Consider the following 20,008-nt stretch of genomic DNA (forward strand, 5'->3'; position numbering starts at 1 on the left):
CGCGTCCTTTGCGTTTTGCCGGGCCATCCTGACCCTTGGGGTATACGGCGCCAGTTTATACTGAAGCGCTCTTCCAGCCAAACCCATCGATCTCACAGTGTGATGGAATCAAGAGCGAAGAAACGTCAGCCAATACCGGGCCAGGTCGACCTGAAATCCGGGTGGCCGATATCCGCTGTTAACTGTAATATCCGCACAGGTTAACAGCGACAACCCAGAATCAGACCGTCTGACGGAGAATTATCATGCGCAATGCTGACCTCGTCACCCGTGGCCTCAAGTCCGTGTGGCACCCCTGCACCCAGATGAAAGACCACGAAGGCGCCGTGCCTCTGGTGCCCATCAAGCGTGGCGAGGGTGTCTGGCTTGAGGACTTTGAAGGCAATCGATTTATCGATGCCGTCAGCTCCTGGTGGGTTAATCTCTTTGGCCACGCCAATCCGAGAATCAACGCGGCGATCCAGAAGCAGATTGGCGAGCTCGAACACGTTATCCTCGCCGGTTTTACCCACGAGCCGGTGGTCAATCTGTCCGAGCGACTGATTGAAGTTGCCCCGCCCGGTCTGAACAAGGTCTTTTACGCCGACAACGGCTCTTCCGCCATCGAAGCCGCCCTGAAAATGAGCTTCCACTACTGGAAGAACCACGGCAAACCGGGCAAGAAGAACTTTGTGAACCTGAGCAACAGCTACCACGGTGAAACCCTGGGTGCGCTTGCCCTCGGCGATGTCTCGCTCTACAAGGACACCTATCAGCCGCTACTGATGGAAGTGCTGACAGCCCCCTCACCGGACGCCTTCAACAAGGAGCCGGGTGAGACCGACGAAGCCTACGCGCTGCGCCAGTTTGAAGCCATGGAAAAGCTGCTGGCAGAAAAGCATGACGAAATCTGCGCCGTGGTGGTGGAGCCGCTGATCCAGTGCGCCGGCGGCATGCGCATGCACCATCCCATCTACCACACCAAACTGCGGGAAGCCTGCGACCGCTATGGCGTGCACCTGATTGCCGATGAGATTGCCGTTGGTTTTGGCCGCACCGGCACCCTGTTTGCCTGTGAGCAGTCGGGCATCACTCCGGATTTCATGTGCCTGTCCAAGGGGCTCACCGCCGGCTACCTGCCTCTGTCGGTGGTACTGACCACCGATGATGTCTACAACGCCTTCTACGACGACTATGAGACCCTCAAGGCGTTTCTGCACAGCCACAGCTACACGGGCAACCCCATTGGCTGCGCCGTGGCGTTGGCGACCCTGGACATCTTCCGGGATGACAATGTGATTGAGAGCAACCGCGCGCTCTCCACGTGCATGGCCAAATCCGTCGCCCATCTTGCGGAGCACCCCAATGTCGGCGACATTCGCCAGCATGGCATGACCATGGCGGTGGAAATGGTGAAAGATAAAGCGTCGAAAACGCCCTTCCCCTGGCAGGAGCGCCGTGGCATTCGTGTTTACCAGCATGCATTAACCCGCCAGGCCTTGCTTCGCCCCCTGGGTAATGTGGTTTACTTCATGCCGCCTTACGTGATCACCGAAGAACAGATCCGCCATCTGGGCCAGGTTGCGACGGAAGGCATTGAGATCGCAGTTCGCGACTGACAGCCGCCCGGAATCTGAGAGACCAGCTCATGCGCATACCCCGCATCTACACCGATTCCGCCCTCACCGAGGGCGGCACCGCAGCACTTGATGACAACGCCGCACAACATGTGGGCCGGGTATTGCGCATGCAGCCGGGACAGGAGCTGCTGCTTTTCAACGGTGATGGCAACGACTACCCCGCCACCATTTCCAGTGCCAGCAAGAAGAACGTGGAAGTCCAGGTTGGTACCCCGGAAGCCAACACCACCGAATCCCCACTGGAAATCGTTCTCGGCCAGACCCTCTCCAAGGGTGACCGCATGGACTACGCAGTGCAAAAAGCGGTGGAAATGGGTGTTTCCCGCATCGTGCCATTAACCACCGAACGATGCGACGTAAAACTGAAGGGCGACCGGGAAGACAAGCGCCTGCGCCACTGGCAATCCGTTGCCATCAGCGCCGCCGAGCAGTGCGGGCGCGCCCGGGTGCCAGAGATCCTGCCGGTGATGACGGTTTCCGAGTGGCTGGAACACAGCCGCGATTGCGAAGTCCGCCTGGTTCTCCACCACCGCACCGAACACGCCCTGAAGTCCATCATCCCCCCAGAACGGGTGGCTCTCATGATCGGCCCGGAAGGCGGCCTCTCCCCCGAGGAAATCGCCCAGGCGGAAAAAGAAGGTTTCCTGCCGGTGGCCCTCGGCCCCCGGGTACTGCGAACGGAAACCGCCCCAGTTGCGGCCATGGCGCTTTGCCAATGGCTTTGGGGTGACATAGGCAGCTGACCCATCCCGACCGTGCCGCCGTCTCATGTCGGCACGCAAGTCATTGACATGAAGGGGTGCCAACAACATTATCCCTGTCGACTCCGAAAGCAAAAAAACGATCACACGCGAGTAACGGGATGACAAGCCTGCTAAGCACCCAAGAATTCTGGCAATACCTCAGTATCCCGGTCATTGCCGCCCTGATTGGCTGGACCACCAACTGGCTGGCCATCAAGATGACCTTCTACCCGCTGGAATTCATCGGCAAACCACCGCTGCTTGGCTGGCAAGGCATTATTCCCTCGAAGGCCCGTAAAATGGCGGCCATCAGTGTCGATGCCACGATTTCCAAGATCGGAACCGTTCGGGAGATCTTTCAGCAGATCGATCCGAAAGTTCTCGCCACCCATATCGTTCACTCCGTCGAACCCCGCATCGAGGAATACGTGGACGAAATGATGCTCAAGGAATACCCCACCTTCTGGGAAAACCTGCCGGCCTCGGCCAGGAAGATGGTCTACGATCGCGTCCGCAAATCCACGCCCCAGCTCGTGGACAACCTGGTGGAAGATGTCTCCGACAACATTGAAGACCTGCTGGATATCAAGGGCATGGTCATTGAGCGCCTGGCCAGCGACAAGGAGCTGCTGAACCGGATCTTTATCGAGTGCGGTGAGGTGGAATTCCGGTTCATCATCAACTCTGGGCTCTACTTCGGCTTTTTGTTCGGCCTGATCCAGATGGCAGTCTGGTATGTCTATCCGAGCTGGTGGGTGCTGCCGTTCTTCGGTCTTCTGGTGGGTTGGGCAACCAACTGGATTGCCCTGAATGTGATTTTCCGGCCGCTGCACGCCAAAAAAGTCGGCCCCTTCCGGATTCAGGGTCTTTTCCTGAAACGCCAGCCGGCCGTGGCTGAGTCATTCTGCCACATCGTGACCCACGAGATTCTCACCGTTGGCAACATCATCAACGCGATTCTTGATGGGCCCAAGGGTGATCGCGCCCGCAACATGGTCAAGAAGCACATCAAACCGCTGGTGGATGAAACCGCCGGCATGGGCAAGGCGCTGACCCAGATGGCCTTCGGACCCACTGGCTTTGCAACGCTCAAGAACAAGGTTGGCGAGAAGGCCATCGAAATATCACAGACATCGTTCAACAACCCGGTGTTCGAGAAGGACCGGGCCAGAGCCGTCGAATCGATCATGGTCGAGCGGATGATTGCACTGTCTTCCGAAGAGTTTCAGGACTTGCTACGGCCCTGTTTCCAGGAGGATGAAATCAAACTGATCCTGGTGGGCGCATTCCTCGGCTTTGGCGCCGGCATATGCCAACTGGTGTTCGTGTTCGGGGAGTCGTTCCTGTAAATTCCTGCAATAATTCACCGGCTTAAAACCTGTGCAAGGATGCGTCGTACATCTATACTCTCGGAAACGGAGGTTCATTACTTCGAACAGGTTCGACCCGGAGGCAACGGATGCCAGGTTTTCTCTCCTGGATTTCAGGATTATTCCCAAGCAAACAATCTGCACCACCCGCTCCGGAAGCGCGGCTGTTCAATCCATCCCCGGAGAAGCCGGCTACCGACACCCCTGACACCAGCCCGGAGCTTGCCCAACAGCTTGAGGAACATCTGTTCTGCTGGCTGCTGGATGCCGAGCCGGCAGCCCTGCGTGTTGATCTTTCTTCCTACGAGGAAGTGCTGAAGGAGCTTTATCAGCGGCTCACCAGCAACAAAATGGAGGAACTGCCCCGCCAACCCATGAGCCTGCCCATGCTCATGCGGGCCCTGTCCGACGAGTCCACAGACCGCCAGCGGCTCACGGAGATCATTCTTGGTGATCCCTCGTTGACCGATCAATTGCTTCAGATTGCCAACAGCCCCTACTTCCGGACCAGCGACCACGCCATTGAATCGGTGGACCAGGCGGTATTTGTACTGGGGGTAGATGGCATCCGGAACGTGATTTCCGCGGCAGTTATGCGCCCCATGATGGCCGCAAGGAACAGCCGGGAAGCGCTGTTTGGTCAGCGTGGCTGGCGCTGGGGGCTGACCTGTGCCCGGGCGGCGGAACTGATCGCCAGAACCCAGGGCGAAGACACCAGTGCACACTTTATGGTAGGCCTGCTGCCCTCACTGGCGTACATCACGATCCGCCGTGAACTTCAGCGAATCTGCCGGTCGCGCACAGCAATCGGCGAACCGGAGCCAGCGCTTATTCGGCATGCTCTGGCCAGATACCAGTGGGCTACCTGCCAGCTCCTGGCGAACGAATGGAACCTTCCCCCCAAGTACCATGCCTACCTGCTGGCCGCGGAACGGCCAGCCCCAAAACAGAAGCACACTCCGCTGACGGACGGCATGGTTATTGGCACACGGGAAGTACTCAGGCACGCCCATCAACGCAACCTCGCAGAAGAGGACCTGCCAAAAGTGGTGCGCCTGACCCCGGATCAGATCAGCAACATTCGCAACGCGCTGCAGAAAATGCTTCGGGAAGGCGGCCGTTCAACTGTCAGAAGTTGAGACAGGCTCCCTCTCCGCCACAGCTCCTGGTTTTTCCTTTGCCTCGTCGCCGCGCAATAACTCCGCAAAGGTTCGTGTTTCCTCCACCTTGCGGATTCCCACCAATTCGGCAGGAATCACTTTCGGGAGCCGATCAACAATCCGGTCCTCGTCGTGGCGTACAACCCTGAGAACGTCTCCGATCGTTATCAGATCCAGCGCCCGCCCGGGCACCAGCCGATCGCCCTGACTGCCGGCCAGGCTCAGTAAACCGGCACGGATCAGTTTGTCACTGAGAGCCCGGGTTACCTCACCCGGCACCCTCAGCTCGTATTCCAGTAATTCCTGCTGGGGTGCAGGCTTGCCCTCGCTGAAGGGCTTGGCCACCAGCCACATGGTCGCCAGCGCCACATTTTCCTGCAGCTCTGGTGCCAGTTGCACCTCGCGCCGCTTGGCCACGGAGCCGGGATTCTGCAGATAGAACCCGATGCTGGCGCCCAGCAGGAGAATCATCCAGTTCAGATAGATCCAGATGAGCAGAATAATGCCGATGGCGAAACTGGAATAGATTGCCGCGTACTTCGCAGACCCGGCAACGAAAGAGGCGAACAGCATGCCGGCCGCCTGCCAGGATACCCCGGCCACCAGACCACCGATGGCCGCATAACGGAGCTTGACCCGGGTATTGGGCATGAATACATAGACGAATGTGAAAGCACCAACCACCAGGAAAAACGGGGTGAACCGGCTGGCCACAAGAATCACCGAGCCGAACGGTTCGATTTCGATTAGCTTCTGGACGATGGTTGAGGAAAAAATGGTCGCGCTGACGCCAATGGCCGAAACCATCAGAAGCGGTCCCACCATGATCACGCTCAGGTAATTGCTGAATCGCTGCGCCATGGAACGCATGTCTGGCACGCGCCAGATCATATTGAAGGAACGCTCGATTTTCTGGAGCAGTGACACCACCGTATAAACCAGCAGCGCCAGGCCCACCGATCCCAGTACGCCGACTTTCATATTATCGACGAAGCCCAGGATCTGTTCGGCAAGATCAATCCCCTGCGGTCCCAGCGGCTCAAAGAACTGGAACAGGAACGGCTCCATCCGCTGATGCACTCCCAGCGCCTTCAATACCGAGAAGCTCAGGGCAAGGAGAGGCACGATACTCAGCAGGGTTGTGTACACAAGACTCATGGCGTGGAGAGTCAATTGTCCACTGAGAACATCCCGAGCCATCGCATAGGCAGTGCGGCCGACCTTGTACAACCAGGTCCAGGGCCAACTCTGGGGCGGATTGGGATTCGCCAGAATCCAGCGCTCAGCTGCCTGAAGCCGGTCTTTTAATTGGAATGAAGCCACTTTAGGTCCTGTCGTTCCATGTTTTATTCAGATTATCAGTCAGATATCCGGTGTAACCAGAGTATGGCCGATTAACGGCAGTTTGCGAGGGCTACACATCCAATATAACCATATCAGCATTTATTACTCCCTCTTATAACAGATCTTCTGTAAAAAGGCCGCTATTCAAGAAATGGTATTTTCTGATCAGGTATTTTCTCATGCGAATCAAACTTGCTCTGGGCGTTGCTGCACTTACCGTCTTCTCACCGGTGACTGCCCTGGCCACCAACGGCTATTTCAGTCACGGCTACGGCACCACCAGTAAAGGCATGGCCGGCGCGGGCACTGCACTGTCCCAGGACAGCATTGCAGCGGCAACCAACCCGGCCGGTATGGCTTTTGTCGGGAACCGGATTGACGGTGGATTCGAAGTTTTTTCGCCCCGGCGGGAATACACCGTAGAGGGTCCGGTCTCTCCTCCCCCTGCGTTCTCATTGCAGCCGGGCACTTACAAAAGCAGCCGCAACGGTTTCGTTATCCCCCACCTGGGCTTTAATCGGGAACTTTCCGACACCACAAGTTTCGGCGTTTCGGTGTTTGCCAATGGTGGCATGAACACCGACTACTCGGGTGAAAGCGGTGGGCCTTTCTACGCAGGCCGTACCGGCGTTAACCTCGAGCAGCTTTTTATTGCCCCGACCTGGTCCTGGGAGTTCTCCGACAACCACGCCTTCGGCCTTTCACCAGTCATTGCCTATCAGCGTTTTGAAGCTGAAGGCCTGCAGAGTTTCGCGCCATTCTCTTCAGACCCGGGCGCACTCTCCAACAACGGCACCGACGATGCCTGGGGTTACGGTTACCAGATCGGCTGGCAAGGTGAAATCACCGACACCCTCCGCGGCGGCCTGAGCTGGCGCAACATTCTGAAGATGAACGAGTTCGACAAATACCGCGGCCTTTTTGCGGAACAGGGCGACTTCGACATTCCCCAGATGTTCAACGCGGGTATCGCCTGGTCCGGACTTGAAAACCACTGGTTCCTGCTGGATATCCAGCACATCCGTTACAGCGAGATCAACAGCGTGGGCAACCCGCTGCTGCCCAATCTGCAGACGGCACAGCTCGGCGATGATAATGGCGCAGGCTTTGGCTGGGACGACATGACCATCGTCAAGCTGGGTTGGCAGTGGCAGCAAACACCGGCGCATGCCTGGCGGGCCGGCGTCAGCTATGGAGAGAATCCTATCTCCGATGAAGATGTGCTGTTCAACATCCTGGCACCGGGCGTTCAGGAGTGGCACTTCACTGGAGGATTTACCCACAGCTTCAGCGAAAACCTTGATGTGTCTGGCATGGCCTTTTATTCCCCGGCCAAGACAGTGACCGGTCCCAACCCGCTGGCACCGAACCAGACCATTGATCTGGAAATGTACCAGCTGGGTGCCTCGGTGAGCGTGGGCTGGAAATACTGATCTCCCAAGGCCAGTCTGCAAAGCCCCGGATCTTCCGGGGCTTTCCTGTTACAGCACAGATTTCAGATTGACAGCGGTGATGCCGACGATCCTCTGCCGCGCTTCCCGACTGGCCCAGGCCGAGTGCGGGGTCATAATCAGATTGGGAATATCGTCCGCCAGCAAAGGGTTGCCGTTGCGGGGCGGTTCCTCGGTCAACACATCGAAACCGGCACCGCCGATCTCACCGGCGCGCAGCGCGTCCGCAAGCGCCTGTTCGTTTACCAGGCCTCCGCGGCTGGTGTTGATGAGCAACGAGTCGGGCTTCATCATTTTCAGTTCGCGGGCACCGATCAGATCCCGGGTCTCGTCGGTCAGCAGGCAGTGCAGCGAGAGCACGTCTGCCTGGGGTAGCAATTCGTCCAGTGGAATTCGCGAATAGCCATCGACCACACCCGGTTCCTGCCCGGGCCGAGCTCCAAGAAGAACCTTCATACCAAAGGCCGCAGCCCGCTCCGCCACGCCCTGCCCCAGATCACCGTAACCGACAATACCAAGAGTGAGCCCCTCCAGTTCCATGATCGGATGATCCATCAGGCAGAACATGTCACTTTTGCCCCATCGCCCTGCCTGGACATCGCGGGTGTAATCCAGAAGCCGAGTGGCCAGTGCCAGCATCAACGCCATGGTGTGCTGCGCCACCGTTGAGCGGCCGTAGTTGGTCACGTTCATGACCTTGATGCCGTGATCCTTCGCCGCCGCCTGATCGATGTTATTCAATCCGGTCGCCACCACGGCGATGGTCTTGAGTTCGGGGCAGGCCTCGAAATGCTCACGGGTGAGCACTACTTTATTGACCAGCACGGTATCGAACCCCCGGATGCGTTCCAGGATCTGATCCGGCGTGGTCCGATCATACTTTTCCAACCCGCCGGTCACCGACTCGATGGGCGAGAGATCCACATCGTCGCCAAGAGTTTTGGCATCAAGAAACACAGCTTTCATACTTTTCTCCTGAATCCAGATGGCCACAGATTAGGGTAGACTTGGTTAAACGTCCAAAACTCAACATGTCCAAGCACGAACAGGGTATGAACCATGGAACATGAATTCTGGCACGAACGCTGGGCCAAAAAAGAAATCGGTTTCCACGAGGGCACGGTTAACCAGTATCTCCACGACCATTGGCCGGAACTGGCTGGCAAAGGCACCGACGCCGTTTTCGTGCCCCTCTGCGGCAAAGCCCACGACATGTGGTGGCTCCACGACCGCGGCCATCCGATCATCGGTGTAGAGCTGAGCGAACTGGCCTGCAAGGACTTCTTCGAAGAAGCCGGCGAGAAAGCCAAAGTTCACCCCGGCGAACCCTTCATAACCTTCAAACACGACAACCTGCAGCTCTGGTGCGGCGACTTCTTCCAACTGGTTCCGGAAGACCTCAAACACGTTCGACTGGTCTACGACCGGGCCGCCCTGATCGCCCTGCCGCCCCACATGCGCAGAGACTACGTAAACCACCTTACCGCCATAATCCCCGACGGCACCAGAATCCTGCTCATCACCCTGGACTACGACACCGAAATCAAGGGCCCGCCGTTCAACGTCAGTGACGAGGAAGTGCGGGAACTTTACCAGGACGACTATAAAATCGAGCACATCCTGACCAATACCCTGGCCAAGGATCATCCGTTTACAAAGAGAAAAGGCCTGGAAAACGCATCTGAAAGCGTCTTCCGTTTAACCAAACTCTAGCTTCCCGGGGCATCCCCCCGGAGGCCTGATCGGAGTGTACCGGGTGGCTCTCCAGCCCCCTCCGCCAGAAGGCTACAAAACCAACACACCCGCCTAACATAATTTAATGAACCTTAACCACTCACACACTGTCCAACTCCCGAACCGTGAACTAAGCTCAAAGTAAGCAAGCCGACCTCGACAAGATCGTGCACAGGCTTGTAAGTATCCATTCCTTCCACCCATAACTAACTAAACCGCCCGGACGGGCGGAACTGACTGCAACGGGGAAATTGCGTGAACTGAAAGCTGAAGATACAGCGAGCGAGGGCGATCTATGAGCATACTGCAGCACTTCAAAGACCGGTATGAGAGTACTCAGGAAGAAGAATACAGTCTTGAGGAATACCTGGAGATCTGCAAAAAGGACCCAACGGCCTACGCCACGGCCGCTGAGAGAATGTTAATTGCCATCGGCGAGCCAGAGTTCGTCGACACCTCGAAAGATCCGAGGCTTTCAAGGATATTTTCCAACAAGGTCATCAAGCGGTACCCCGAGTTTTCCGAGTTCTATGGCATGGAAGACGCCGTAGAAAACATCGTCTCCTTCTTCCGCCATGCTGCCCAGGGCCTGGAAGAAAAGAAACAGATTCTTTACCTGCTTGGTCCCGTGGGCGGTGGTAAATCCTCCCTCGCGGAAAAGCTCAAGTCACTGATGCAAAAAGTGCCCTTCTACGCCATCAAGGGCTCGCCAGTGAACGAATCTCCACTTGGCCTGTTCGATCCGGCCGAAGACGCCCAGATTCTGGAAGAAGAATACGGCATCCCCGCTCGCTACCTGAAAAACATCATGTCGCCCTGGGCCGTTAAACGGCTGCACGAATTCGGCGGCGACATCAGCCAGTTCCGCGTTGTGAAAATGTATCCGTCGGTACTCGACCAGGTCGCTGTCTCCAAAACCGAACCCGGGGACGACAACAACCAGGACATTTCCGCCCTCGTGGGCAAGGTCAACATCCGCATGCTGGAGGATTTCTCCCAGGATGATCCGGATGCGTACAGCTTCAGCGGTGGCCTGTGTAAGGCCAACCAGGGCCTGATGGAGTTCGTGGAGATGTTCAAGGCTCCCATCAAGGTCCTGCATCCGTTGCTGACCGCGACCCAGGAAGGCAACTACAACACCACCGAAGGCATGGGCTCGGTGCCCTTTGATGGCGTGATCCTGGCCCACTCCAACGAATCAGAGTGGCAGACCTTCCGCAACAACAAACACAACGAGGCGTTCCTTGACCGGGTCTATATCGTCAAGGTGCCCTACTGTGTTCGGGTTACGGAAGAAATCGAGATCTACAAGAAACTGCTGAGCAACAGCTCCCTGGAAGGTGCTCCCTGCGCGCCCGACACTTTGGACATGCTGGCCCAGTTCTCCGTGCTGTCGCGCATCAAGGAGCCGGAAAACTCCAGCATCTTCTCCAAGATGCGGGTTTATGACGGCCAGAACATCAAGGACACGGACCCGAAAGCCAAATCGATCCAGGAGTACCGTGACGCCGCCGGCGTGATGGAAGGTATGGATGGGCTCTCCACACGTTTCGCCTTCAAGATCCTGTCCAAGGTGTTCAATTTCGACACCACTGAAGTGGCCGCCAACCCGGTGCATCTGCTCTACGTTCTTGAAAAACAGATCGAACAGGAGCAGTTCCCTGCTGAAACTCATGAGAAGTATCTCCGGTTCATCAAGGAATTCCTGGCACCGCACTATGTGCAGTTTATCGGCAAGGAAATCCAGACCGCATACCTCGAGAGCTACAGCGAATACGGCCAGAACCTGTTCGACCGGTATGTCACCTATGCCGATTTCTGGATTCAGGATCAGGAATACCGGGATCCGGATACCGGCGAGATCCTCGACCGCTCCTCAATCAACGAAGAGCTGGAAAAAATCGAGAAACCGGCGGGCATTTCCAACCCGAAGGATTTCCGCAACGAAGTGGTCAACTTCGTCCTGCGGGCCCGGGCGAACAACGGTGGCAAGAATCCGTCCTGGCTCAGCTACGAGAAACTGCGCGCCGTGATCGAGAAGAAAATGTTCTCGAACACCGAGGATCTGTTGCCTGTGATTTCTTTCAACCCGAAAGCGAGTCAGGAAGATCAGAACAAGCACAAGCAGTTCGTCGAGCGTATGGTCGACCGAGGCTACACGGAGAAGCAGGTGCGGCTGTTGGCTGAATGGTACCTGCGGGTTCGCAAGTCTCACTAAGTCAGTGACCATTCACTGAGCTGGAGTAACGCCATGGGAATGACCCACATAGTCGACCGGCGACTGAACGGTAAGAACAAGAGCGCAGTGAACCGTGAACGGTTCCTGCGCCGTTACCGACACCACATCAAACGTGCGGTGTCGGATGCTGTTCAGAAACGCTCGATCACCGATATAGAGCGGGGCGAGAAAGTCAGTATTCCGTCTCGCGACATTGAAGAACCCATCTTTCACCATGGCCAGGGCGGCAAGCGGGAGATGGTGCATCCGGGCAACCAGGAGTTTGTGGCCGGTGACACCATTCCCAAGCCCGATGGTGGTGGGGGCCAGGGCTCCGGGCAGGGGCAGGCCAGCCCGGACGGCGAAGGCATGGATGAGTTCGCTTTCCAGATTACCCAGGAAGAATTCCTGGATTTTCTGTTCGACGATCTCGAACTGCCGAACCTGGCCCGCAAGAAACTCAAGGATACCGAAGCCTTCAAATATGTCCGCTCTGGCTTCAGCACCGATGGGGTGCCGGCCAAGCTTGATGTAGTGCGCTCATTGCGCGGGGCCCACGCGCGCAGGCTGGGCCTGGGAGGGGCGCGCAAGAAGAAGATCCGGGATCTGGAAAAGCAGCTTGAAGCGCTGAAATCGGCGCCAGAAGATCTGGACCCGGCGTTCAGCCATGAGGATCAGATCCAGGTACTCGAGGAGGAAATCGCGCGACTGAAAGCAAACGTTCGCCGCATTCCCTTCATTGATGAAATCGACCTGCGCTATCGCCAGCACCTGAAAAAACCGCAGCCGGCCACCAGCGCCGTGATGTTTTGCCTGATGGATGTATCCGGATCCATGACCCAGATGCACAAGGACATCGCCAAGCGGTTTTTCATCCTGCTGTACCTGTTCCTCAAGAAAAACTACAAGAAGATCGAAGTGGTCTTCATCCGGCACCACACCAGCGCCAAGGAAGTGGACGAGGAAGAGTTCTTCTATTCGCGGGAAACCGGGGGCACGATCGTCTCCAGCGCCCTCAAGCTGATGCACAAGATTATTGAGTCCCGTTATTCCCCGGCAGAATGGAACATCTACGCAGCGCAGGCGTCAGACGGGGATAACTGGAACGACGATTCCCCGGTATGCGGCAAGATCCTGGCCGACAATATCCTGCCGCTGGTTCAGTACTTTGCCTATGTGGAAATCACGCCGCAGGACCACCAGATGCTCTGGTATGAATACGAGAAGATTCAGGAGCAATTCCCCCAGAGCTTTGCCCTGCAGCAGATCGCCGACCCCGGTGAAATCTACCCGGTATTCCGCCAGCTGTTCGAGAGGAAAGCCGCATGACCAACCTCATGGACCGCCCCAATATGCCGGGAAGTGATCAGCCCAGGGCCCGGGAGCCAATCTCCACAGGCTCTGAGTGGACCTTCGAGCTGATCCAGGAATACGATGACGAGATTGCCAAGTGCGCCGCCGAGTTCGGCCTGGACACCTACCCGAACCAGATCGAGGTGATCAGCGCAGAACAGATGATGGACGCCTACAGCTCCGTGGGCATGCCCGTTGGCTACCATCACTGGTCCTTCGGCAAACAGTTTCTCAGCACCTCAAAGGGCTATCAGCGCGGCCAGATGGGCCTGGCCTACGAGATCGTGATCAACTCCAATCCCTGCATCGCCTACCTGATGGAGGAAAACACCCTGCCGATGCAGGCGCTGGTTATTGCCCATGCCTCTTATGGCCACAACTCCTTCTTCAAGGGTAACTACCTGTTCCGCACCTGGACCGACGCCAGCGCGATCATCGATTACCTGGTGTTTGCCCGTCATTACGTGGCGGAGTGTGAGGAGCGCTATGGCGTGGACGCCGTGGAGGAAATCCTGGATTCCTGCCACGCCCTGATGAACTACGGGGTGGATCGGTACAAGCGGCCTGCCCCGATATCGGCGTCGGAAGAAATGCGACGCCAGAAAGAACGAGAAGAATACCAGCAACGGCGCATCAACGATCTCTGGCGCACCATTCCGAAAATGGACGACGATGATGACCCGGTAAAACGACGTAAACGCTATCCGGAGGAGCCCCAAGAGAACATTCTCTACTTCATCGAGAAAAACGCGCCATTGCTGGAAACCTGGCAGCGGGAAATCATCCGCATCGTGCGGAAGCTTGGGCAGTACTTCTATCCCCAGCGCCAGACCCAGGTCATGAATGAAGGATGGGCCACCTTCTGGCACTACACCCTGCTGCATCGCATGTACGACAAGGGGCTGGTGACCGACGGCTTCATGCTCGAGTTTCTCCAGAGCCACTCGGCGGTGGTGTACCAGCCGCCATATAACAGTCCCTGGTATTCCGGGCTTAATCCCTACACTCTTGGGTTCTCCATCTTTACGGATCTCCGCCGAATCTGCGAGAACCCCACCGAGGAAGACCGGGAGTGGTTCCCGGACATCGCTGGCAGCGACTGGCTGGAAACCCTGCATTTTGCGATGAAGAACTTCAAGGATGAGAGCTTCATCCAGCAGTTCCTCTCTCCCAAGGTAATGCGGGATCTGAAACTTTTCGCAATCCAGAATGATGATCAGGAAGACGTGTACCGGGTAACCGCCATCCACGACGACCCCGGCTACCGAGACCTGCGAGAGAAGCTGGCGCGCCAGTACAACCTCAGCTATCGGGAACCCAACATCCAGGTATGGAATGTGGATGTCCGCGGCGATCGCTCACTGACCCTGCGCCACATTCCCGTGGACCGCGTCCCCCTTGGAAAGGAAACTGACGAAGTCCTGCGGCACGTGCACCGGTTGTGGGGCTTTGATGTGCACCTCGAGAGCGTGGACGATGGCACCGTGGTGGAGGACCACCACTGCCCGCCCAGGGAAGTTGAGGAGGACTGAACCTGGAGCCTGGTGGCAAATCCGACGGGGTACTGGCCGGACCGGTACTTCGTCATTCAGCGCCTGACGCGATAGTTTTATGGCTCGTCACAATGGAGCGGGCCTCTTTCACTGTGCGAATTTTCCAGGGCGAAGATCTCCTCCTGGATCGCCCGCTGGAGAATTCAGAGATTACCCGGCTGCGGGTCGGTACCCGAGCCTGGTTGAATCTGCTGACCATTACTCCTGAAACTGCTCTTCCACAGGACACCCGGCTGGAATACGACCTGGGGCTCACCGCCGACGGCTCAGAGGTTTGCAAGTGGATCCGGACGTGGGCTCCACATCTCTGCCCCGAGGGCCGGGAGAGGCCGGGCTTTACCCTGAAATCCAGGCTGGACCGAATACTCCACGGCTCCTGCCGAAGACCCCACCACCCCTCTCCTGACGGGCTGGTTCGAGTGGATGAAGAACTGCAGAAGGCAAAGAAGCTTGAGGACGTTCCGTCTCTGCTCCTGATGACCGGCGACCAGGTTTACGCCGATGATGTGGCCGGCCCGATGTTACATGCCATCCAGTGTGTCATTCACCAACTGGGCCTTTACCAGGAGGTACTGGAAGGCGCCTCGCTTTCGCACAGCAAGGAACTGACTTCGGTGGCGAATGCCTATTACCACCGGGATGAACTGCTGCCGGAATCCGAATTCAATGAAGACCTGACCGAGCGCTTCTTCGGTGGCGTCCGCAAACCGGTGTTCACCACGGCCAATGCGGGCAACCACCTGATTTCCTTTGCCGAGGTGATGGCCATGTATCTGCTGGTCTGGTCCCCGGAACCCTGGGCGTGTGTGACCAGTGCTGAACCGGTCGATGACCCGGACGAGCTGGCGCGCTATCGGAAAGAACAGGCCGCCATCAACGAGTTCCGCAAGAGCCTTCCGCAGGCAGCGCGGGCCATGGCCAACGTGTCCGTCTATATGATCTTTGACGATCATGACGTGACGGACGACTGGAATCTCTCCGCGCTCTGGGAAACCACCGCTTACGAACACCCCTTTTCCCGGCGCATTATTGGCAATGCCCTGCTGGGCTATCTTTTGTGCCAGGGCTGGGGCAACCAGCCTGGCAATTTCGGCCAACTGATCGAACAGTGTCAGAGGCTGTTCGAGTCCAGCAACGGGCAACACGAGCTGGATACGGCCATTCAGGATGATCTGATCGACCAGCTGTTCCACTTTCAACACTGGCACTTCAGCCTGCCAACATCACCCAGACTGGTGGTGCTGGACACCCGCACCCATCGCTGGCGGAGCGAAATCCGGCGCAGTCACCCCTCCGGACTGATGGACTGGGAATCACTGACCGATTTTCAACACGAAATCATGGGCGAGGATGCCGTCGTGGTGGTTTCGCCGGCGCCAATGTTCGGGGTAAAGCTCATCGAGATGATCCAGCGGGTGTTTACCTTCTTTGGCAAGCCGCTGTTGGTGGATGCTGAAAACTGGATGGCGCATCGGGGCGCGGCCAGTGTGCTACTGAATATCTTCGGCCACCCCCGAACGCCCAGACACTTCGTGATTCTCTCAGGCGATGTTCACTATTCGTTTGCCTACGATGTGAGGGTGCGCCACAAACAGAACGGTCCCCGCGTCTGGCAGATCACCAGTAGCGGCATCAAGAACGAATTCCCCAACGCCCTGCTGGAATGGCTGGACCGGCTCAATCGCTGGCTGTTCGCACCCTGGTCGCCCCTTAACTGGTTCACCAAGAGACGGCGCATGTGGATTTCCCCCAGGCTACCCGAGGGCCGCGAGGCCGGCGAGCGGCTGTGGAACGGCGCGGGCATCGGAGACGTGCGACTGGATGACGAGGGCGCACCCACCGCCATCCGACAACTGGATGCCGGCGGCGGGGGTACGATTTTCAAACAGCGGGCGAAAGACGACTGATCAGGCGTTGACCGAGGGCAGCCCGGACAGGGCCATGGCCAGTTCCTGTTCGTCGTACTCGTGGTCGCTCAGTTCACCGGCGAAGTAGGAGGTGTAGGCTGCCATATCAAAATGGCCATGACCGCAGAGGTTGAACAGGATCACCTCATCCTTGCCTTCCCGCTTGCAGCGCAGGGCTTCGTCAATGGCACCCTTGACCGCATGGTTGGCCTCCGGAGCCGGCACGATACCTTCGTTCCTCGCAAACAGAACGCCGGCCTCGAAGCACTCCCGCTGAGTGTAGGACACCGCATCAAACAGCCCCAGCTCCTTGGCATGTGAAACCAGGGGTGCCATACCGTGGTACCGCAGACCGCCGGCGTGGAAGCCCGGCGGTGTAAAGCCGGAGCCCAGGGTATGCATCTTGGTCAGCGGGGTCATGTGGGCAGTATCACCGTAATCGTAGGCGTACTTGCCCCGGGTCAGCGTGGGACAGGCCGAGGGCTCTACCGCCACAATCCGGGATTTCTCGCCGCCTCTCAGGGCGTGCCCCATAAACGGGAAAGCAATTCCGGCAAAGTTGGAACCACCGCCAGTACAACCCACAATCACATCGGGCCAGCAGTTCGCCATTTCCATCTGCTGCATGGCTTCCAGGCCGATGATGCTCTGGTGAAGCAACACATGGTTGAGAACCGAGCCCAGGGCATACTTGGTGTTCGGGTCCTTGACCGCCAGTTCCACCGCTTCGGAGATGGCGATGCCCAGACTACCATTGTGGTCCGGAGTCTCTGCCAGCACCTTGCGGCCAAACTCGGTCAGCTCCGAGGGCGAAGCCACACATTTGGCGCCGTAGGTTTCCATGACCGCTCGGCGATAGGGCTTCTGGTTGTAGGAAACCCTAACCTGGAACACCGTAACGTCGATATCGAACAGAGAGCCGGCAAAGGACAGCGATGTGCCCCACTGCCCTGCACCGGTTTCGGTAGTGAGGGTGCGAATGCCCGCTTCACGATTGTAGAAAGCCTGGGGAATTGCAGTATTCGGTTTGTGACTGCCCGCCGGGCTGACGCCTTCGTATTTGTAGAAGATCTTTGCCGGTGTGCCGAGGGCCTTCTCGAGACGATGGGCCCGGTACAGAGGCGCCGGCCGCCAGAGGTTGTAAACGTCACGTACCGGCTCAGGGATCTCGATTTCCCGCTCAGTGGTCACTTCCTGTTCAATCAAGGCCATCGGAAATAACGGCTCAAGATCGGACGGGCCCACTGGTTGCTGGGTGCCCGGGTGCAGCACGGCGGGCAACGGCTCAGGCAGATCCGCCTGCAGGTTGTACCAGTATTTCGGCATCTGGCTTTCTTCGAGAAGGAACTTGGTTTGCATGAATTAAAAATCCCTACTGTTTGTGTTGTTATCGCCCCTCAGAATACCCATTCCAGGCCCGCATAAAAAGTTCTTCCCGGGGCGGGTTCGAAATAGCCCCGGTCTTCCACAGGGCGGTTCGCGTTGGCATTTATCCGCACGTTACTGAAGTAGTCCTGATCCAGCAGATTGCGGATTCCGGCATACAGGTTCAGGGTCTGATCCGCCATCCGTACTGAATCGCCGGCACGCATACCGACCAGCCAATAGTCACTCACCAGGGTCTGGTTGCTGTTTTCGGCGTAGAACTCGCCCACATACTGCCACTCCAGAGCCGCGAAACGACCGGCTGCACCGCGCCACTCCAGCTCGCTCACCCAGAGTTGCTCCGGCAGACCTGGAATAGCGTTGCCGCTGGCGTCGTTGCCCTGCTCATCCACAAAGTCCCTTAGCTCGTAATCCGCCAGGGTCAGCGCGCTGGTTACCCGCCAGGCGTACGAAAGGTCCCAGGCCAGACCCAGTTCAAAACCATTGCGACGGGTTTCGCCGGCGTTTTCGTAGAAGGTCTGATCGCCCACGTTAAAGGGCAGGATCTCGTCCTCCACCCGGATGGAGAACAGGGCCATGTCATAGCTGAGGCCACGGCCAAGCATGCCGCGCATACCCATCTCGCGATTCAATGCCTGCTGCGGCTCCAGCTCGGGATTGAAGCCGCCGCCATTCGGATTGGCAAACTCGGTAAAGGTGGGTGACTCGAACGCCGTACCAAGGGTGGCGTATACCTGGTGCGCCGGTGCCAGCTTGTAGCTGATACCGGCAACGCCACTGTATTCCCGGAAAGTCCGGTTGCCCGAATCATCGTTACCGTCTTGCAGCCAGTCGTCGTCAATGGCCAGACGCAACCGGTCGAACCGCACGCCAAGGGAGACGTTGAGTGCGTCGCTCAGCGCCAGGTCGCCCTGGCCAAACACCGCCACATTGGTAGCACTCTGGTTTTCCGCCTGGGTCTGGCCGGTGATATCGCCATCGATAGACACCGAATAGCGGCGCCGGTCGTCGGACTGATGGTGAACATCCAGGCCGGTTACCCACACCAGAGGCAATCCGGCCAGCGTCGATTCCTGCTGATACTGGGAACTGATGCCGTAAAAGTGCCGGTCGTAGGCTATGCGGCTGCTTCCGGGAAACGGCAACTGCTGTGCGAAATCCCGGTGAGTGTAGAAGGTATCGAGGGTGAGTTGGCCGGGAAGGACGCCCGAGTCTTCAAATCTTACACCCAGGGTCTGCTGGTTCACGGTCTGGCTGCTGTCCAGCCTCTTGGCCAATGCGGTGGCCTGCTCCGGATCTTCTTCGGCCTGGGCCAGGGTGAGCCCACCCGGATCTTCGGATTTGGGGTTATGCAGCGCGTTGAATGTGGCGGTTATCCGCCGTCCAGAATCCAGATCCCGTGCCACACGGGCGTTGAACAGTGCTTTCTCTGCCTTGCTCTGCTCCCGGTGGCCATCAAAGGTCAGCCAGGAAAGCGTTGCTATGCCGCTGGTATCACCATCAACGCCATTTCCCTGTATCGCGGCCTTGCGATAGTCGTCACTGCCGCCATCGAGCCGCAGCCGACCGCCCTGGGGCAGCTCATCACCCAACGCAGTGGAAATATCGATCACACCGCCCGCGGCATTCCCATACTGAACGGAGGCAGGCCCCCGAATGACCTCGATTCGCTGGGCGGAATCCAGATCAATGGCATCGATCTGGGACTGGCCATCGGGCAGCGTGTAGGGGATACCATCCACCTGAATCCGGATACCCCGAATACCGAAGGGCGCTCTGGCACCAAATCCGCGAGTAGACAATCTGAGATTCTGGGCGAAGTTGTAGCGGTTCTGAAAAAACAGGCCCGGAACGGTATTGAGGGATTCATCCAGTTGCAGACGCTGCTGACCCTCACGGATATCGGGTGCGTTGATGACCGAGACTGCCGCGGGCGTTTCGTACAGATCCCGAACCAGTCTTGGTGACGTTACTTGAAGCACCAGCTCCTCATCGTTGTCCAATGACGACTGTGCAATCGCCGGAAGCGAGCTCGACATCCACACCGGTGACAGAACAAGCACTGCCAGGTAGTTATTCCTGCTCAAGGGGCCTCCTCAGGGTTCGCTTATCAAGGTTTCTCTTGATAACGGGTACGCCAGCGATGGGGAAATGGAGTTATCCCATTGAA

General features: G+C 57.7%; 14 protein-coding genes. 10 read left to right on the forward strand and 4 right to left on the reverse strand.

Annotated features, from left to right (window positions below; genetic code table 11):
• Nucleotides 1-245: 245 nt before the first annotated feature.
• The 4 genes from BM035_RS11810 to BM035_RS11825 all read left to right on the forward strand — a co-directional run bounded on the left by BM035_RS11810 (nt 246) and on the right by BM035_RS11825 (nt 4,871).
• A complete protein-coding gene (locus tag BM035_RS11810) occupies nt 246-1,598 on the forward strand; it encodes an adenosylmethionine--8-amino-7-oxononanoate transaminase (protein WP_092032003.1) in 1,353 nt (450 codons plus the stop codon).
• Between the two features lie 29 nt (nt 1,599-1,627).
• Nucleotides 1,628-2,362 carry a 16S rRNA (uracil(1498)-N(3))-methyltransferase gene (locus BM035_RS11815; RefSeq protein ID WP_053112940.1) on the forward strand — a complete coding sequence of 245 codons (735 nt, stop codon included), beginning with the start codon at nt 1,628-1,630 and terminating at the stop codon, nt 2,360-2,362.
• A gap of 119 nt (nt 2,363-2,481) precedes the next feature.
• On the forward strand, nt 2,482-3,711 hold the full coding sequence (locus BM035_RS11820; protein WP_014578176.1) for a DUF445 domain-containing protein: 1,230 nt from the start codon (nt 2,482-2,484) through the stop codon (nt 3,709-3,711).
• Between the two features lie 110 nt (nt 3,712-3,821).
• Nucleotides 3,822-4,871 carry an HDOD domain-containing protein gene (locus BM035_RS11825; RefSeq protein WP_053112941.1) on the forward strand — a complete coding sequence of 350 codons (1,050 nt, stop codon included), beginning with the start codon at nt 3,822-3,824 and terminating at the stop codon, nt 4,869-4,871.
• Here BM035_RS11825 and BM035_RS11830 read toward each other — a convergent pair.
• Nucleotides 4,854-6,215 (reverse strand): YihY/virulence factor BrkB family protein, encoded by a 1,362-nt coding sequence (locus BM035_RS11830; RefSeq protein WP_092032006.1) that lies wholly within the window; start codon nt 6,213-6,215, stop codon nt 4,854-4,856. The two genes, BM035_RS11825 and BM035_RS11830, sit on opposite strands and share 18 nt — an antisense overlap.
• Nucleotides 6,216-6,415: 200 nt before the next feature.
• Here BM035_RS11830 and BM035_RS11835 point away from each other — a divergent pair, with 200 nt between their 5' ends.
• The gene (locus BM035_RS11835; protein WP_092032009.1) at nt 6,416-7,669 is read left to right on the forward strand and encodes an OmpP1/FadL family transporter; all 1,254 of its coding nucleotides are present in this window, start codon (nt 6,416-6,418) and stop codon (nt 7,667-7,669) included.
• 48 nt (nt 7,670-7,717) lie between these two features.
• Here BM035_RS11835 and BM035_RS11840 read toward each other — a convergent pair whose 3' ends face one another.
• Complete coding sequence (locus BM035_RS11840; protein WP_092032012.1) at nt 7,718-8,653, reverse strand: D-2-hydroxyacid dehydrogenase; 936 nt, start codon at nt 8,651-8,653, stop codon at nt 7,718-7,720.
• 93 nt (nt 8,654-8,746) lie between these two features.
• Between BM035_RS11840 and tmpT the strand changes: the two genes are divergently transcribed.
• The 5 genes from tmpT (at nt 8,747) to BM035_RS11865 (ending at nt 16,452) form a co-directional block, all read left to right on the forward strand.
• A complete protein-coding gene (gene tmpT, locus BM035_RS11845; RefSeq protein WP_008175346.1) occupies nt 8,747-9,400 on the forward strand; it encodes a thiopurine S-methyltransferase in 654 nt (217 codons plus the stop codon).
• A 316-nt stretch (nt 9,401-9,716) separates the two neighbouring features.
• Complete coding sequence (locus tag BM035_RS11850; protein ID WP_008175348.1) at nt 9,717-11,639, forward strand: PrkA family serine protein kinase; 1,923 nt, start codon at nt 9,717-9,719, stop codon at nt 11,637-11,639.
• A gap of 39 nt (nt 11,640-11,678) precedes the next feature.
• Nucleotides 11,679-12,968, forward strand: a complete 1,290-nt coding sequence (locus BM035_RS11855; protein ID WP_206748289.1) for a YeaH/YhbH family protein — start codon at nt 11,679-11,681, stop codon at nt 12,966-12,968.
• Nucleotides 12,965-14,524 (forward strand): SpoVR family protein, encoded by a 1,560-nt coding sequence (locus BM035_RS11860; RefSeq protein WP_092032014.1) that lies wholly within the window; start codon nt 12,965-12,967, stop codon nt 14,522-14,524. Before BM035_RS11855 ends, BM035_RS11860 begins: the two co-directional genes overlap by 4 nt.
• Before the next feature lie 92 nt (nt 14,525-14,616).
• Nucleotides 14,617-16,452, forward strand: a complete 1,836-nt coding sequence (locus BM035_RS11865; protein WP_254775488.1) for an alkaline phosphatase D family protein — start codon at nt 14,617-14,619, stop codon at nt 16,450-16,452.
• Here the strand turns inward: BM035_RS11865 and BM035_RS11870 are convergent, their stop codons facing one another.
• Together BM035_RS11870 and BM035_RS11875 are read right to left on the reverse strand one after the other, a co-directional pair.
• Complete coding sequence (locus tag BM035_RS11870) at nt 16,453-17,811, reverse strand: TrpB-like pyridoxal phosphate-dependent enzyme (protein WP_008175355.1); 1,359 nt, start codon at nt 17,809-17,811, stop codon at nt 16,453-16,455. It abuts the gene before it with no gap.
• 38 nt (nt 17,812-17,849) lie between these two features.
• Nucleotides 17,850-19,925: a TonB-dependent receptor family protein gene (locus BM035_RS11875; RefSeq protein ID WP_008175356.1), complete on the reverse strand. Its 2,076-nt coding sequence runs from the start codon at nt 19,923-19,925 to the stop codon at nt 17,850-17,852.
• Nucleotides 19,926-20,008 lie beyond the last annotated feature (83 nt).

This window comes from Marinobacter sp. DSM 26671 (assembly GCF_900112835.1).
In the GTDB taxonomy this organism is placed as follows: domain Bacteria; phylum Pseudomonadota; class Gammaproteobacteria; order Pseudomonadales; family Oleiphilaceae; genus Marinobacter; species Marinobacter flavimaris.

Bases quoted from the DNA above. Each gene is read 5' to 3' on its own strand.
- BM035_RS11860 (WP_092032014.1), top strand. From the start codon at position 12,965: ATGACCAACCTCATGGACCGCCCCAATATGCCGGGAAGTGATCAGCCC.
- BM035_RS11815 (WP_053112940.1), top strand. From the start codon at position 1,628: ATGCGCATACCCCGCATCTACACCGATTCCGCCCTCACCGAGGGCGGC.
- BM035_RS11835 (WP_092032009.1), top strand. From the start codon at position 6,416: ATGCGAATCAAACTTGCTCTGGGCGTTGCTGCACTTACCGTCTTCTCA.
- BM035_RS11820 (WP_014578176.1), top strand. From the start codon at position 2,482: ATGACAAGCCTGCTAAGCACCCAAGAATTCTGGCAATACCTCAGTATC.
- tmpT (WP_008175346.1), top strand. From the start codon at position 8,747: ATGGAACATGAATTCTGGCACGAACGCTGGGCCAAAAAAGAAATCGGT.
- BM035_RS11825 (WP_053112941.1), top strand. From the start codon at position 3,822: ATGCCAGGTTTTCTCTCCTGGATTTCAGGATTATTCCCAAGCAAACAA.
- BM035_RS11865 (WP_254775488.1), top strand. From the start codon at position 14,617: ATGGAGCGGGCCTCTTTCACTGTGCGAATTTTCCAGGGCGAAGATCTC.
- BM035_RS11850 (WP_008175348.1), top strand. From the start codon at position 9,717: ATGAGCATACTGCAGCACTTCAAAGACCGGTATGAGAGTACTCAGGAA.
- BM035_RS11810 (WP_092032003.1), top strand. From the start codon at position 246: ATGCGCAATGCTGACCTCGTCACCCGTGGCCTCAAGTCCGTGTGGCAC.
- BM035_RS11840 (WP_092032012.1), bottom strand. From the start codon at position 8,653: ATGAAAGCTGTGTTTCTTGATGCCAAAACTCTTGGCGACGATGTGGAT.
- BM035_RS11870 (WP_008175355.1), bottom strand. From the start codon at position 17,811: ATGCAAACCAAGTTCCTTCTCGAAGAAAGCCAGATGCCGAAATACTGG.
- BM035_RS11855 (WP_206748289.1), top strand. From the start codon at position 11,679: ATGACCCACATAGTCGACCGGCGACTGAACGGTAAGAACAAGAGCGCA.